General features: G+C 72.0%; 16 protein-coding genes. 10 read left to right on the top strand and 6 right to left on the bottom strand.

The features are described 5' to 3' along the window. Positions 1–50: 50 nt before the first annotated feature. Positions 51–1,277: a DUF4032 domain-containing protein gene (locus BXA11_RS33670; RefSeq protein ID WP_030511657.1), complete on the top strand. Its 1,227-nt coding sequence runs from the start codon at positions 51–53 to the stop codon at positions 1,275–1,277. On the opposite strand, the gene BXA11_RS33665 is transcribed toward BXA11_RS33670, so the two are convergent. Next, positions 1,252–1,776: a 2-thiouracil desulfurase family protein gene (locus BXA11_RS33665; protein WP_076441224.1), complete on the bottom strand. Its 525-nt coding sequence runs from the start codon at positions 1,774–1,776 to the stop codon at positions 1,252–1,254. The two genes, BXA11_RS33670 and BXA11_RS33665, sit on opposite strands and share 26 nt — an antisense overlap. A gap of 209 nt (positions 1,777–1,985) precedes the next feature. Between BXA11_RS33665 and BXA11_RS33660 the strand changes: the two genes are divergently transcribed. Genes BXA11_RS33660 through BXA11_RS33645 form a run of 4 tightly spaced genes read left to right on the top strand, consistent with a single transcriptional unit; the run spans position 1,986 to position 3,986 of the window. Beyond that, positions 1,986–2,357, top strand: a complete 372-nt coding sequence (locus BXA11_RS33660; RefSeq protein WP_030511659.1) for a hypothetical protein — start codon at positions 1,986–1,988, stop codon at positions 2,355–2,357. A 14-nt stretch (positions 2,358–2,371) separates the two neighbouring features. Continuing rightward, the gene (locus tag BXA11_RS33655; RefSeq protein ID WP_030511660.1) at positions 2,372–3,184 is read left to right on the top strand and encodes a DUF4388 domain-containing protein; all 813 of its coding nucleotides are present in this window, start codon (positions 2,372–2,374) and stop codon (positions 3,182–3,184) included. Between the two features lie 38 nt (positions 3,185–3,222). Continuing rightward, entirely contained in the window at positions 3,223–3,591 is a 369-nt protein-coding gene (locus BXA11_RS33650) for a roadblock/LC7 domain-containing protein (protein ID WP_030511661.1), read from the top strand. A gap of 23 nt (positions 3,592–3,614) precedes the next feature. Next, positions 3,615–3,986: a hypothetical protein gene (locus tag BXA11_RS33645; RefSeq protein WP_030511662.1), complete on the top strand. Its 372-nt coding sequence runs from the start codon at positions 3,615–3,617 to the stop codon at positions 3,984–3,986. A gap of 6 nt (positions 3,987–3,992) precedes the next feature. Here BXA11_RS33645 and BXA11_RS33640 read toward each other — a convergent pair whose 3' ends face one another. Further along, positions 3,993–4,829, bottom strand: coding sequence for an alpha/beta fold hydrolase (locus tag BXA11_RS33640; RefSeq protein ID WP_076441087.1), 837 nt, complete (start codon positions 4,827–4,829; stop codon positions 3,993–3,995). Positions 4,830–4,910: 81 nt separating this feature from the next. Between BXA11_RS33640 and BXA11_RS33635 the strand changes: the two genes are divergently transcribed. Continuing rightward, positions 4,911–6,296, top strand: a complete 1,386-nt coding sequence (locus tag BXA11_RS33635) for an MFS transporter (RefSeq protein WP_204053787.1) — start codon at positions 4,911–4,913, stop codon at positions 6,294–6,296. Here BXA11_RS33635 and modA read toward each other — a convergent pair. Then, complete coding sequence (gene modA, locus BXA11_RS33630; protein WP_143734676.1) at positions 6,277–7,035, bottom strand: molybdate ABC transporter substrate-binding protein; 759 nt, start codon at positions 7,033–7,035, stop codon at positions 6,277–6,279. The two genes, BXA11_RS33635 and modA, sit on opposite strands and share 20 nt — an antisense overlap. Positions 7,036–7,151: 116 nt before the next feature. Here modA and BXA11_RS33625 point away from each other — a divergent pair, with 116 nt between their 5' ends. After that, the gene (locus BXA11_RS33625) at positions 7,152–7,712 is read left to right on the top strand and encodes a Dps family protein (protein ID WP_030511666.1); all 561 of its coding nucleotides are present in this window, start codon (positions 7,152–7,154) and stop codon (positions 7,710–7,712) included. 24 nt (positions 7,713–7,736) lie between these two features. Here the strand turns inward: BXA11_RS33625 and BXA11_RS33620 are convergent, their stop codons facing one another. Together BXA11_RS33620 and BXA11_RS33615 are read right to left on the bottom strand one after the other, a co-directional pair. Further along, positions 7,737–9,731 carry a phosphocholine-specific phospholipase C gene (locus BXA11_RS33620; protein WP_076441085.1) on the bottom strand — a complete coding sequence of 665 codons (1,995 nt, stop codon included), beginning with the start codon at positions 9,729–9,731 and terminating at the stop codon, positions 7,737–7,739. Between the two features lie 57 nt (positions 9,732–9,788). Beyond that, positions 9,789–10,892, bottom strand: coding sequence for a helix-turn-helix transcriptional regulator (locus BXA11_RS33615; protein ID WP_143734675.1), 1,104 nt, complete (start codon positions 10,890–10,892; stop codon positions 9,789–9,791). Between the two features lie 47 nt (positions 10,893–10,939). Here BXA11_RS33615 and BXA11_RS33610 point away from each other — a divergent pair, with 47 nt between their 5' ends. Together BXA11_RS33610 and BXA11_RS33605 are read left to right on the top strand one after the other, a co-directional pair. Further along, complete coding sequence (locus BXA11_RS33610) at positions 10,940–12,031, top strand: winged helix DNA-binding domain-containing protein (RefSeq protein ID WP_239105098.1); 1,092 nt, start codon at positions 10,940–10,942, stop codon at positions 12,029–12,031. A 27-nt stretch (positions 12,032–12,058) separates the two neighbouring features. After that, positions 12,059–12,499, top strand: a complete 441-nt coding sequence (locus BXA11_RS33605; protein ID WP_030511670.1) for an SRPBCC family protein — start codon at positions 12,059–12,061, stop codon at positions 12,497–12,499. Here the strand turns inward: BXA11_RS33605 and BXA11_RS33600 are convergent. Beyond that, positions 12,496–13,140 (bottom strand): TenA family protein, encoded by a 645-nt coding sequence (locus tag BXA11_RS33600; RefSeq protein ID WP_030511671.1) that lies wholly within the window; start codon positions 13,138–13,140, stop codon positions 12,496–12,498. The genes BXA11_RS33605 and BXA11_RS33600 overlap by 4 nt on opposite strands. 270 nt (positions 13,141–13,410) lie before the next feature. On the opposite strand from BXA11_RS33600, the gene BXA11_RS33595 reads away from it, so the two are divergent. Continuing rightward, positions 13,411–13,865, top strand: a 455-nt coding sequence (locus BXA11_RS33595) for an RICIN domain-containing protein (RefSeq protein ID WP_244303601.1), incomplete at its 3' end; no start/stop codon positions are given.

Raw genomic sequence — 13,865 nt, 5'->3', positions numbered from 1 at the left:
CGACTCTATCCGCGACACTTGGGTGGAAGCCCCCAGAAAAGGAGCGATTGGTGCCTCTGCAGATCACCGGCGCCCCCAGCGACCCCGACCTGATCCGGCTGCCGTGGGACGTCCCCCTCGAAGAGTGGCCCGTCCACCACCTGGTGACGCTGCCCCGCGGCATCTCCCGGCATGTGGTGCGCTTCGCCCGGCTCAGCGGCCGGGTGTACGCGATCAAGGAGATCAGCACCAGGTATGCCAAGCGGGAGTACCAGCTGCTGTGGGACCTGGCGCGGCACGACGCCCCCGCCGTCGAGCCGGTCGCCATCGTCACCGGCAGGACCGCCCCGGACGGCTCCGAGCTGGACTCCGCCCTGATCACGCGCCACCTGCAGTTCTCGCTGCCGTACCGCGCGGTGCTGTCGGGCTCGGTGCGGCCCGACACGCTGACCCGCCTGCTCGACGCGCTCGCGGTCCTGCTCGTACGGCTCCACCTGACCGGCTTCTACTGGGGCGACTGCTCGCTGTCGAACACGCTGTTCCGGCGGGACGCCGGGGCGTTCGCTGCCTACCTGGTGGACGCCGAGACCGGCGAACTCCACCCGGCGATCAGCGAGGGCCAGCGGTCGCACGACATCGACGTGGCGCACGTCAACATCTACGGCGAGATGCTCGACCTGGAGGCGGGCGGCCTGCTCCACCCGACCATCGACCCGCTGGCCTTCGCCGAGCAGCTCGTCGAGCGCTACCAGCGGCTGTGGGACGAGCTGACCGAGGACGAGATCATCGAGGAGGTCGACTGGCACCGCGTGGACCAGCGGGTGCGCCGCCTCAACTCGCTCGGCTTCGACGTCGCCGAGATGATGGTGCGCCGCAAGGCAGGCACCTCCCGCCTGATCGTCCGGCCGAAGGTCGTGGACGCCGGGCACCACCAGCGCCGCCTGCTGCGCCTGACCGGCCTCGACGTGGAGGAGAACCAGGCCAGGCGGCTGCTCAACGACCTCGACTCGTTCCGCGTGTCAACTGGCCTGCGGCACGAGGACGAGGCGATCGTGGCCCATCGCTGGCTGGCCGAGGTGTTCCAGCCGGTGGTGAACGCGATCCCGGCCGACCTGCGGCGCAAGCTGGAGCCCGCCCAGCTCTTCCACGAGGTGCTCGACCACCGCTGGTACATGTCGGAGGCCGCCGGCAAGGACGTCGGCCTGGAGGCGGCGGTGCGGTCCTACGTGGACAACGTCCTGGTGCACAAGCCCGACGAGAAGGCCGTCATCGTCAGCCCGGATCCCCTCTCTCCGTGAACACTGTCCCCGTGAGCGACTCCAGATAGCGGGCGGCGTCCGGGATCCGGTCCTCGCCGAAGACGCGTATGCCGTTCAGCTCCAGCAGCGCGGTCGTCACCCCCTGCCCGGGGGTGGTCCTCCCCCGGTGGGTGCCGTCGTAGATCCGCAGGGACCCGCACGACGGGCTGCCCTCCTTGAGGATCGCGACCCGTACGCCGAGGGACCGGGCGACGGCGAGGGCCTGCCGCGCCCCGGACAGGAACGCGGCGGTCACGTCGTCGCCCTCCGGCGTCAGGATCCGGGCCGCGCCAGCCAGGACGGCCGCGCCGCCCGCGCCGCCCTCGATCTCGGCGGGCGGCCGGGGAACGGGCAGCCCGCCCTCGACCTCGGGGCAGAACCGCACCAGCCGTCCCTCCGCGCGCCAGCGGGCGAGCAGGTCGTCGTCGCTGGTCTTGGCCCCGCCGTCGTACCGCACCCGGCTGCCGAGCAGGCAGGCGCTGACGAGAATCCGTTCCACGCCCCCCATTCTGGCCGCCGTACGGGGTGCACGCGCCAGTCCCGACGACATGAGGAAATTTCATGAAAATCGGGATTACCATTCCGAGAGGAAGAATTCTTATTCTTCTGGACTAATCCGTTTATCCGATCTGTTTTCGGCCCGCAAGGCCCGTCCACCTGCTCCTCTAGTGTTGGCCGCGCTGTACCGGCGAGGCGAGGAGTTACGGGTTGATCGGGATAGAGGACTGCCTTTCCGAGGCCATGTCGATCCCGGGCGCGCTCGGCGCCATTCTCGTGGACCACACCAGCGGCATGGCCGTCGCGGGAAAGGGGATCCCCGATCCGGGGCGGGCGGCCGCGGGGCTCAGCGAGGCGTACCGCGCCACGCTCGACGGGATCGCGATGGCGTCCCAGGAGACGGGCTTCCGGATCGAGGACGTGATCGTCACCACGGGCACGGCGTACCACCTGGTGCGGCCCATGGAGATGATGTTCGACGGTCCGCTGCTGCTGTGCGTGTGCCTGGACGTGGAACGGTCGAACCTCGCCCTGGCGCGGCGACGGCTGCGCACGATCACCGACGAGCTGGTCGCGTCCTGATGGGGGCCTGACCGGTGGCCGCCCCGACTCTCGACACCGTGCTCACCGGCCTCGCCCAGGACGAGGCCACCGGTTCGCTGCGGGTGGGCAAGGAGGGCACGGTCTTCTACGTCCGCGGCCGGGTGGCGTACGTGGAGTGCGCGGCGACGCCCGGCGTGGAGGAGTTGCTCGGCGCGTCGGGCCGGATCAGCGCGAACGGGGTCCGCCGCGCGCGGCAGGAGACCGGCGCCGGCGGCGACGGCGGCGCCCTGCTGGTGGACAGAGGGGTGCTCAGCCGGGGCGAGCTGGAGTTCAGCGTGCTGTCCGCCACGCTCGACGCGGCGTTCTTCCTGCTCACGTCGAGAACGGCGCGAACCAGGTTCAAGGAGGGCGACGCCCACTGGCTCGGGATCCACTGGTTCTTCGACGTCCAGGGGCTGCTGCGCGAGTGCGCGCGGCGCCGGGCCCGGCTGGAACGGGCCTGGCCCTCCGCCGAGCTGGACGCGCGTCCGGTGACGCCCCTGCGGCGGATCCCGGGCACGCACGCGCTGCTCACCCGGCTCCAGTGGGAGCTGCTGCTCGCCGCGGACTCCACCGCCACGCCGGTCGAGCTGGCCCGCCGCCTCGGGCGCCCGGCCTACTCCACGCTGCTTGCCGTACGGGAGCTCGCGGCGGCCGGGCTGGTGGTGACGGACGAGACGGCGGCGCTGCCCAAGCGCACGCCCAAGCCGCTCCCACCGCAACCGAGGGAGCCCGAGCGCTCCGCCCCGGGACTCCCGCAGGTGAACGGCGACGCGGCCGACGTGAACCTGCTGCTCAGACTGCGTGACGCGCTGGAGGCGCTGTAGTGATCGGATGGCTCAAGCGGGCCGGAAAGGGTGTCTCGGTGGATCTGCGCCACGACATACATGAGGAACTGGTCGTCCTGCGCGAACGCGCGCCCGAGATCACTGGAGCGCTCACCTGCACGATCGACGGCATGCTCGTGACGACGGACCTGGCCGCCGACACCGAGCAGACCGCGGCGCTCACGTCGGCGCTGCTGTCGCTGAGCCGGAAGATGACCGATCTCGCCAGGATCGGGCTGCTGGAGGAGACGCTGATCTCCGGCGCCCAGGGGCACACCGCGTGCTACGCCGCGGGCCCCACGCTCGTCCTCACCGTACTCGCGGGCCGGGGAGCCAATCTCGGCCTGCTCCGGATCGAGGGACGCAGGGCGGCGAACAAGATCGCCGCCATCGTCGAACGCGGATGACAACCCAGAACAGGAGAAGAGACATGGCGAACATCGACGTCTCCCTGAAGGAGATGCTGACCATCGACGGCGCGATCGGCGCGGCGGTGGCCGACTACGGGAGCGGGATGGCGCTGGGCACGCTCGGCGGTTCCAAGGACCTCGATCTCCAGGTGGCCGCCGCGGCCAACACCGAGGTGGTCAAGGCCAAGCTCCGCGCGATGGACGCGCTCAAGCTGAGCGACGCGATCGAGGACATCCTCATCACGCTGAGCACGCAGTATCACATCATCCGGCCGCTGGCCGGCCGCGGCGGCAAGGGCTTATTCCTTTACCTCGCCCTCGACCGCAACCGGGCCAACCTCGCGATGGCCCGGCACCAGCTCCGCGCGATCGAGGACAAGCTCGAGATCTGAGGCCGGTCAGCCCCGCCCGGTCAGTTCGGCGATCGCCTCCGCGATGACCGGACAGAGCGGGCGGGGCAGGTCGTGGCCCATCCCCGGGAAGGTCAGCAGCTTCGCGCCGGGGATGGCGTCCGCGGTCGCCGTCCCGCCTTCGAGGGTGATCAGCGGGTCGTCCTCGCCGTGGATCACCAGCGCGGGCGCAGAGAGCCCGCGCAGCCCCTCCGTACGGTCGCCGGACCTCCGGATGGCGATGAACTGCCGGGCGGTGCCCGCGGGGTCGAAGGCCCGGTCATAGGACTCCGCGGCCACCCGGGTGACGCGCTCGACGTCCATCTCGTAGCCGGGAGAGCCGATGACCCGCGCGGTCTCCACGGCGCGGGCGAGCGCCTCGTCGCGGTCCTGCGGGGCGGGCGCCGTCAGCACGGTCATGGCCGCCTCGGTCGCCTGTCCCACCCGGGGCCCCGGCGTGGACATGATCGAGGTCAGCGTACGAACCCGGGCGGGGTGGCGGATGGCGAGGGCCTGGGCGATCATGCCGCCCATCGACGCGCCCACCACGTGGGCGCTCTCCCAGCCGAGCACGTCCATCAGGCCGGCCGTGTCGTCGGCCATGTCGTCCAGAGTGTACGAGGGGGCGGGCGCCTGGCCGTCCGCCGGGGTGAAGTGGGTGGACAGGCCCACGTCCCGGTTGTCGAACCGGACGACCCGGTGGCCGGACTCCACGAGCGGCCCGATGAGCTCCTCGGGCCAGCCGATCATCTGTGCTCCGAGCCCCATGATGAGGACGACCGGACGTCCCCCCGGCTCGCCGAACACCTCGTAGCAGATCTCGATGCCGTTCGCCGTCGCACGCATGCGAGGAGAATTTCATTCGGTTTGCCCTGCCGCAAGCGCTACCTGACCAGATCTGTACGGTTGTGTGGTGTGGTGTCGCAAATGACCCGCCGACGGCGGCGACTCGTTCTTCTCATCTGCTGCATGAGCCTGCTGATCGTGTCTCTCGACAACACGATCGTCAACGTCGCCCTGCCGTCGCTCGGGCACGACCTGCGCGCGCCGATTTCCGGCCTCCAGTGGACGGTGGACGCCTACACGCTGACGCTCGCGAGCCTGCTGATGCTGGCCGGCTCGACGGCCGACCGGATAGGCCGCCGCCGCACGTTCCAGACCGGGCTGGTGGTCTTCACGGCCGGGTCGCTGCTGTGCAGCCTCGCCCCGAGCCTGGGCTGGCTGGTGGCCGCCAGGATCGTCCAGGCCGTCGGCGGGTCGATGCTCAACCCGGTGGCCATGTCGATCATCACGAACACGTTCACCGACCGCAGGGAGCGGGCCCAGGCGATCGGCGTGTGGGGCGGCGTAACCGGCATCAGCATGGCGCTCGGACCGGTCGTCGGCGGCCTGCTCACCGACACGGTGAACTGGCGGGCCATCTTCTGGATCAACGTGCCCATCGGCCTGCTCGCCCTGTTCCTGACCTGGCGCTTCGTCCCGGAGTCGAAGGCGCCCTCGGCGCGGAGGCTCGACCCGGCCGGGCAGGTGCTGGTGATCGTCCTGCTCGGCACTCTCACGTACGGGATCATCGAGGGCCCGGCGGCGGGCCCCGGCGTGAGCGCCGCCTGCTTCGTCGTCGCGGCGGCGGCCCTGGCCGCGCTGGTGGTCTGGGAGCTGCGCAGGCCAGAGCCCCTCATCGACATGCGGTTCTTCCGCAGCGCGCCGTTCTCGGGCGCGGCCGTCATGGCGGTGTCGGGGTTCGCCGGCCTGGGGGCCTTCCTGTTCCTCAACACGCTCTACCTGCAGAGCCACCGCGGTCTTTCCGCCCTCGCCGCCGGGCTGTGCACGCTGCCGGTCGCGGCGATCACGACGATCGTGGGACCGCTGTCGGGCCGGCTCGTCGGCACCCGAGGCCCACGCGTGCCGTCGGTCGTCGCGGGCGTGTGCCTCGCCGTGGCCGGGGCGCTGCTGTCCCAGGTGACGCTCACCACGCCGCTTCCCCTGCTGCTCGGGATCTACGTGATCTTCGGCGTCGGATTCGGCATGCTCAACCCTCCGATCACCAACACCGCGGTCTCCGGGATGCCGCTCGCGCAGGCGGGGGTGGCCGCCGCGGTCGCCTCGACCAGCAGGCAGGTCGGCCAGTCCCTCGGCGTGGCCATCGCCGGGTCCATGGCCTCCAGCGCCGCGGCCTATCGCGTCAACGCCCTGTACGGGCTGATCGTGCTGGCGGTCGCCCTCCTGACGACCGGCCGCTGGGCCAGGGCCACGGCCGAGCGCACGGCGGCGCGGCTCACGGAAGGCCCACAGGTCACCCTGTCACAGGGGTGAAGCCGGCGGCCGCGAGGACCCTGCGGCCCTCGTCGGACAGGACCAGGTCGACGAACTCCCTGGTCAGCGCGATGCGCGTGGTCCCGGGGACGGTCGCGACGAGGTAGTCCTCGACCACCTTCGCCGCCTCGGGGAAGTCCACGCCCTCCACCGCTCCCGCCGCCGCCCTGACGTCCGTACGGTAGACCAGCGCCGCGTCCGCCTTCCCGAGCCTGACCTTGGTCAGCGCCCCTGCGGCGTTCTGATCGGGGCCGTTCTGATCGGGGCCGGCCGGCGTGACGGTCACCCCGGCGGCGGAGAGCGCGGCGCGGGCGCCCGCCCCGCACGGCGCCGCCTCGGCGCACAGGGCCACCCTGACGCCGGGAGCGGCCAGGTCCTTCAGGTTCGCGACGTGGGCGGGGTTCCCCTTCGGCACGGCGATCTGGAGGCGGTCACGCGCGAAGACCCGCGGGCTCGGCGCCCCCGACGCGCGCATGGTCGCCGCGCCGGCCGCGGCGAACAGGTCGGCCGGCGCTCCCTGCACGATCCGCCGCGCCAGCGCGCCGCTGCCCCCGAAGTCCAGCCGGACGGCGACGCCGGGGTGAGCGGCCTCGAACGTCTTGCCCAGCGAGCCGAAGGTCGCGGTGAGCGAGGTGTCGGCGAACACGGTGAGCGTCTGCCGCCCGCCGCCTCCGCAGCCGGTCACCGCGAGCAGCACCACCGCGAGCGCCACGCAGGTGGCCGGTGTGACATGGTTCACCTTGGGATATATGCCCCGAGAAGGCGTTTAGAGGTCATGCCTGGCGAAAGACTAACTATTGGGGATAAATCGACTGAGCGAGGAGAGACATCTTGAGCGTCAACCCTTCCTCCAGAATGCGTGAGAGCAGCCAGCCCTGGCTTCACCAGAGGGGCACCGAGATACAGTCGTTCGGGACCGTGCGCGACTTCCCGGTCGGGCTGCCGAGGGAGACCCGCGAATACTCCTGCCAGCGGCTCAACCAGATCCTGGCCGACACGCAGATCCTCTACAGCCTCTACAAGAAGCACCACTGGCTCATGCGGGGGCCGACCTTCTACCAGCTGCACCTGCTCCTCGACAAGCATGCGAGCGAGCAGCTGCCGATCATCGACGCGGTAGCCGAACGCATCCAGACCCTCGGCGGCGTCGCGGTCGGCGATCCCCGCCAGGTGGCGGAGATGACCGTGATCCCGCGGCCGCCGGACGGCGTGGAGGAGGTGCCCGCCATGCTCTCCCGGCTCCTGGAGGCGCACGAGACGATCCTGGTCGCCGCGCATGACGCCGCCTCCCGCGCGGCCGAGATGGGCGACGACGGCACCAACGACCTGCTCGTCTCCGAGGTCATCCGCACGGGCGAGCTGCAGGCGTGGTTCCTCGCCGAGCACCTCGTGGACACGCCGCTCGTCCGCACCTGACCTGCCGCGTTCCCGGCCCGGGCGTCACCCGGTGACGCTCGGGCGGCCGTTCTCGATGTGTCCCATCAGCCGCCGGGCGAACCCGTCGTGCCCCGCCACGCCGATCATCAGGTCGTACCACCCGGCGGGGGCGTGCCACTCGACGCGGGCGGTGGCCCCCGGCGCGACCAGGACCGTACGCGCCTCGCCCCCGTAGGCCAGCGGGGTGAGCGACACCTCGGCGGGGACGGCGCCGGGGAGGGATACGGGGTTCGCCACCGCGATCACGACGGCGCGGGCCTCGGCGTCGATCGCGCCGGTCACCTCCACCGGGTCGGCCGTCCCGCCCCGGAACTCCCGGCGGAATCCGTTCGGCCCGACGAGCACCAGGTCGTACGACGGGCAGGGGAAGTAGACCACCTCCTCCGCCGCGCCGAGCACGTCGAAGTGCATCGGCGTCGCGACCTCGCCGAGGTAGCCGTACAGGATGAAGTGGGCGGAGGCCGCGCCGGAGTTGCGCATCGCGATCTCCACGGAGCGCCCGCGCACCACTGCTTCGGCGTCCGGCTGGTAGGGCAGCGCGCGGGCGGGCCTGACCCCCGGCTCCTGGACCGGCATCCGCTGCTCGGCGGGCGCCTGCGGATACCACCGGTTCCCGGCCGGGGACGGCCGCGGGGCGGCCACGGTCTCCACGGGAGGCGGCGCCATGGGCGCGGCGAAGTCGAAGGCGGAGGTGAGGTCGCCCGCCACCCGCCGCCGCCATTCGCCGATCGGAGCGGTGATCCCGAACCTGCGCTCCAGGAACCGTACGGTCGAGGTGTGGTCGAACGTCTCCGAGCAGACGTGGCCGCCCACGCTCCACGGCGACACGACGATCATGGGTACGCGGACGCCGAGGCCCATCGGCCGCCCGCCGACGAACTCCTCAGGGGTGCCGACGGGCGGGACCGGCGGCGGCACGTGGTCGAAGAAGCCGTCGTTCTCGTCGTAGGTCACGAACAGGGCGGTACGCGCCCAGACCTCGGGATGGGACCCCAGCGCGTCGAGCAGCTGGTAGACGACCCGTCCGCCCTCCACCGCCGACGACCCCTCGGGGTGCTCGGAGTCGGCCAGCGGGGGCACGACGTACGACACCGCGGGCAGGCGGCCGGCGGCCACGTCGGCGGCGAACCACTCCCCCAGGCCTCCCGCGGGCGCGCGGCGCAGCGCCCGGTCGTAGAGGTCGCGGTCGGCGGGTTCCAGCGCGGCCACCCGCGCCTCCAGCTCGGCGAGCAACGGCGCCGGGTCCTCCGCCGCCCGGACCTTCTCGTAGAACGCGCGCATGCCGCCCAGCCCGAGCCGGTCCATCACGGCCACGAACGGCCGGAAGAACTCGAGGTTGTTGCACTCGTAGTTGTCCCACTCCTGGTACACCTGCCAGGTGTGCCCGGCCCGCGTCAGCAGTTCCGGCGCGGTGACCCAGTCGTAGCCCGGATGCCCCTCCGCCCCCTCGGAGGCCACGTTGTCCAGCGCGCGCTGCCGGGTGCCAGGCTCGTAGCCCGTGTGACCGGAGACGTGGTAGTTGCGATTGGGCGTCGTCGAGGTCAGCAGCGAGCAGTGGTAGGCGTCGCAGATCGTGAACGTGTCGGCGAGCTCGTAGTGGAAGGGCAGGTCGAGCCGGTCGTAGTAGGCCATAGCGCCGGGCCCCTTGCTGGGCACCCAGGCGTCGTTCCAGCCCATGGCCCAGGCGTTCTGGGTGCCGAGCCAGGTGTGGTCGTGCGTGTCGAGCAGCATCGGGTCGGCCCCCGCCCGCTCCGCCGCCTCCCGTACGGAGAAGGGCAGCACGCCGTCCTGCTCGAAGATCGGCCGCCATGCCCGGGTGGACACCGCGTTGCGGTCGCCGAATCCCCGCACCCCGCGCATCCGCCCGAAGTAGTGGTCGAACGAGCGGTTCTCCAGCATCACGAAGACGACGTGCTCGACGTCGGCCAGGCTTCCCGGCGGAACCGGCCGGGCCAGCGCCCGGAGCAGGGAAGGCGGCAACGAGGATCCGGCCGACATGGACGCCCCTTCAGGAGAAATCTGGCGAAACGCCCACAACCTAACAGCGACGTCTCGTCATACCAGCACGCGGCCCAGCTCACGAAGGGCCCGGGCGGCCCCGGCACGACGGGCCAGTGCGAGTGCCTGCCGGGCGAGGCAGACCGCCTGGTCCCGCTCGTGCGCCTCCGCGTACGCGTGCGCCCTGCGGGCCAGCATGTACGCCGCCAGGTACGCGGGCGCGGACGGGGCCGGCTCACCCTCCAGCATCTCGATGGCGCCGCCCGGCCGGCCGAGGTCGACCAGGCAGCCGGCGCACAGCTCCGCCCGCGTCTCGCCCGGCTCCTCCGGGCACTCCTCAAGGCAGCGGTGACACAGCTCCCCCTCACCGGCAAGCGCGTGCGCCCGGGCCTCGCGCCGCAGGGACAGCGTCCCGACCTCGGCCGGGACCCCCGAACGCTCGCGGGCGGTCACGGCCGCCTCGACGATCTCGCCCGGCGCGGCGGCGTCGACCAGCTCGGCCCGCTGGACCAGCGCGAAGACCTCGGCGAGAGGATCACCGGTCTCGCGCGCCTCGCGGATCGCCCGGTCGGACCACGCCCGCGCCGCCGGCGCGTCGCCCGCCTCGTGCTCCATCCCGCTGATCAGCTCCGCGTCGCGGGCGGCGAGCGCGAGCAGCGGCCCCCGTACGGACGGCCGGGCGTCGCGACGGAACGTCTCGACGCCCGCGAAGACGGGCCGCAGCGCCGCCGCGAGATCGGCGGGCCGCGCGTGCGGCGCGGCGCAGGCGTCGAGCATCCGCTCGAAGTAGCCGGCCGTGCCGGCGTCGGCGCGCCAGGGACGCTCGACGGCCCGGCCGACCCGCTCCTCCTCCTCTTCGGGGAACAGGCCCGACATCAACGGAATCCCGGTCAGGTGGTGCCACAGGACGGTGCCCGACGACGGTCCGACGAACAGGTCTCCCTCGTCCACGCCGAACACGCGGCACAGCAGCTCCGCGTGGCCGGGGTCCGGCCGCCGCTCCCCCGCATCCCAGGCGCGCACCGCGTCCGCGGGCAGACCGGGCTCTGTTTCCCCGGCGGCTTCGGTCAGCCGTTCTTCCAGGTCCCGGCGGCTCCACAGCCGGCCGCGGCGCAGGGCTCGCAGCCGGGCGGCCCAGAGCGGGACGTCGATAGCGATCATCAGCGGCACCCCCCGGTTCTGTCGGTGCCGGTCGTTATGTTTGCGATGTGCTGACCCGACGCATGCTCAACCGCGCGCTGCTCGATCGCCAGATGCTGCTCCGTCGTCACGACGTCAAGGCCTTGGCCGCGATCGAGCATCTGGTGGGCATGCAGTCGCAGGCTCCTCTATCAGCCTACGTCGGCCTGTGGACCCGCCTGCCGGACTTCCGGCACGAGGACCTGGCCGGGCTGCTCACCGACCGCACGGCCGTACGGATCGCGCTGATGCGCGGCACCATCCACCTCGTCAGCGCCGACGACTGCCTCGCCCTGCGCCCGGTCGTGCAGCCGCTCCTCGACCGCGTGCTGCGCACGTCGTACGGCAGGTGGCTGGACGGAGTGGATCTCGGCGAGGTGGCGAGCGTCGCCCGCGCCCTGATGGACGAGCGGCCGCTGAGCTTCGCGGAGCTTGAGGAACTGCTCGCCGAGCGGTGGCCGGGCCGCGAGGCGCTGGCCCAGGCCGTACGCGCGGTCGTGCCGCTGGTGCAGGTGCCGCCACGGGGCGTGTGGGGCGCCTCGGCGCAGGCACGGCATGTCCCCGCCGAGTCGTGGCTGGGCCGTCCGCTCGGCGACGGCTCGGCCGCCGGCGACATGGTGCTGCGTTACCTGCGCGCCTTCGGGCCGGCGTCGGTCAAGGACATGCAGATCTGGTCGGGCCTGACCGGGCTGCGCGCCGTCGTGAGAAACCTCGATCTGGTCGCGTATCGGGACGAGAACGGGGTGGAGCTGTTCGACCTGCCCGGGGCGCCGCTGCCCGGCCCGGACGCCGAGGCGCCGGCGCGGTTCCTGCCCGAGTTCGACAACCTGCTGCTCTCGCACGCCGACCGGACGCGGGTGATGGCGGAGCAGCACCGCACGCGGGTCTTCACGGTCAACGGGATCATCCGCGCGACGATCCTGGTCGACGGTTTCGTCGCCGGGTTGTGGCGGATCGAGCGGAGAGGGACCCAGCGCACCGGGGAGACCGCCGTCCTGGAGATCGAGCCGTTCGAGCCGCTGGGCGCCGCCACTCGCGACGCCCTGGCGGCCGAGGGTGAGCGCCTGCTGGAGTTCGCGGCCGGCGACGCTCCCGCGCGCGACATCCGCTTCCTGGGGTAGGTCGCTTTCCTGGGTAGGACCCTCGGCGTGGAGACCCTCTCGGTGGCGGTGGACGCGCAGGCGAGCCCGGATCGGGTGTTCGCCGTGCTCACCGACTGGCCCCGGCACCACGAGTGGATGCTGCTGACCCGCGCGTGGGTGGTGGCCGGTGACGGGCGCAGCAGGGGCAGCAGGCTCGCGGCGGCCACCGGCGTCGGCCCGCTGTCGTTTGTGGACACGATGGACGTCACCGGCTGGCGTCCGCCGCACGAGGTGGAGGTCCGCCACACCGGCCGCGTCGTGCGCGGAGTCGGGCGATTCCACGTGCTGCCCCGCCCGGACGGCGGGAGCAGGATCATCTGGGAGGAGAACCTCCACGTGCCCTTCGGCCTGGCCGGCCGGATCGGCTGGCGGATCGCCGGGCCGGTGAGCGCGGTCTTCCTGCGCGTGTCCCTGCGCCGCCTCGCCGCCCTCGCCCTGCGCGCCTAACCGAGCGCCATGTCGAAGAAGCGGCGCTCCAGCGTGGTCGCCCGCCGGAAGACGTCGAGCACCTTGGCCCGGCCGTCCTCGTCGAGCCCGGGGCCGAGCCGGTCGAGCTCGCCGCGCAGGAAGCCCACCCACGCCTCGAACTCCGGCCCGCTGTGCAGTTCGATCCACTCCCGGTGGACGAAGCCGTCCGGGAGTTCGACGATCCGGGAGGCCCAGCCGAGGTAGGCCCATTCGGCCACGCACAACACCGCCAGGATCAGCGGATAGTCCTGGCCGCGGCGCACCTCGTCCATCAGGTCCCGGAACTCGACCGTCACCGGCTCCAGCGTGGGCGGGGCCGGCTCACCGCCGACCTCGGCGAGCGCGCGGTGGAAGTAGCCCCGCTCGGTGTCGGCGACGGTCAGCCCGAGGAAGCGGCCGACGGCCACCCGCGACTCGAAGGTGTCCGCGGCGGCGACCGCGGCGCCGAGCAGCGCCGTGAAGGCGTCAACGAACTGGAAGTCCTGCTCCAGATAGCGGCGCATGCCGGCGGTGCCCCTCCCGATCGCCTCCGCGAAGGGGTGCGTGACCACCGCCGTCCAGTCGGGCTCGCTCTGCGACCGCAACCACGCGCTGAAGGGCGTCCTCGATTCCTCGGTCATCCCGGCATCTCTCCCCGTGTCCCGGCGTGAACGTTTCACGATGATCTCAAAGGACTTCCGTCCGTCTCCACCTGCCCCACCGGGGTGAACGCCCGTGTGGCCTGCGGACCAGGGCGGGCGAAGTCGTTGACCGATGGTCAACAGATCCGTAATTTGATGCGTGTTGTTCCTCCTCATGAATGCTGTTCTCATTCATGAACATCCCCCTCGCGGGACCAGGAGTTCGCCCCCTCGGTCAGGGGTCCTGCACGACCTGCAAGGAGCTCGGCTTTGAGAACCAGAACCAGAACCGGAGTCGGGGTGATCGGCACCGTGATCGGCACCGTGATCGGCACCGTGATCGGCACCGTGGCCGGGGTCGCCGCCCTGGTCGGCGGCGTCTTCGTCGGCGTCTCCAGCGCGGCGCCCAGTGCCGGACCCAGTGCGGGCGCCTACCGGATCGTGAACGGCGCCAGCGGCCTGTGCCTCACCGTCCCGGGCGGCAGCACCTCCGACGGCGTGCAGCTCACCGTTTCCAGCTGCAACGGCGCGAGCAACCAGACCTGGAACCTGTCGGCCCAGGGCAGCGGCTTCCGCCTGGCCGCCGCCAACAGCGGCAAATGCGCCGGCGTCAAGGACGCCTCCACCTCCGCCGGCAAGGCCGTCCAGCAGGAGTCGTGCACCGGCTCCTCCTCCCAGACCTGGGAGCCGACCGCCTCCGGCTCCGACTACCGCCTCGTCAACGC

Origin of the sequence: Microbispora rosea, from assembly GCF_900156315.1 — a bacterium.
GTDB classification, from domain to species: domain Bacteria; phylum Actinomycetota; class Actinomycetes; order Streptosporangiales; family Streptosporangiaceae; genus Microbispora; species Microbispora rosea.
This window is presented reverse-complemented; position numbering and strand designations above follow the sequence as displayed.

What these genes read in the sequence shown, in the direction of transcription:
- BXA11_RS33645 (WP_030511662.1), top strand. Translation starts at nt 3,615, where the DNA reads ATGGCGAACATCGACGTCTCCCTGAAGGAGATGCTGACCATCGACGGC.
- BXA11_RS33640 (WP_076441087.1), bottom strand. Translation starts at nt 4,829, where the DNA reads ATGCGTGCGACGGCGAACGGCATCGAGATCTGCTACGAGGTGTTCGGC.
- BXA11_RS33635 (WP_204053787.1), top strand. Translation starts at nt 4,911, where the DNA reads ATGACCCGCCGACGGCGGCGACTCGTTCTTCTCATCTGCTGCATGAGC.
- BXA11_RS33625 (WP_030511666.1), top strand. Translation starts at nt 7,152, where the DNA reads ATGCGTGAGAGCAGCCAGCCCTGGCTTCACCAGAGGGGCACCGAGATA.
- BXA11_RS33620 (WP_076441085.1), bottom strand. Translation starts at nt 9,731, where the DNA reads ATGTCGGCCGGATCCTCGTTGCCGCCTTCCCTGCTCCGGGCGCTGGCC.
- BXA11_RS33615 (WP_143734675.1), bottom strand. Translation starts at nt 10,892, where the DNA reads ATGATCGCTATCGACGTCCCGCTCTGGGCCGCCCGGCTGCGAGCCCTG.
- BXA11_RS33600 (WP_030511671.1), bottom strand. Translation starts at nt 13,140, where the DNA reads ATGACCGAGGAATCGAGGACGCCCTTCAGCGCGTGGTTGCGGTCGCAG.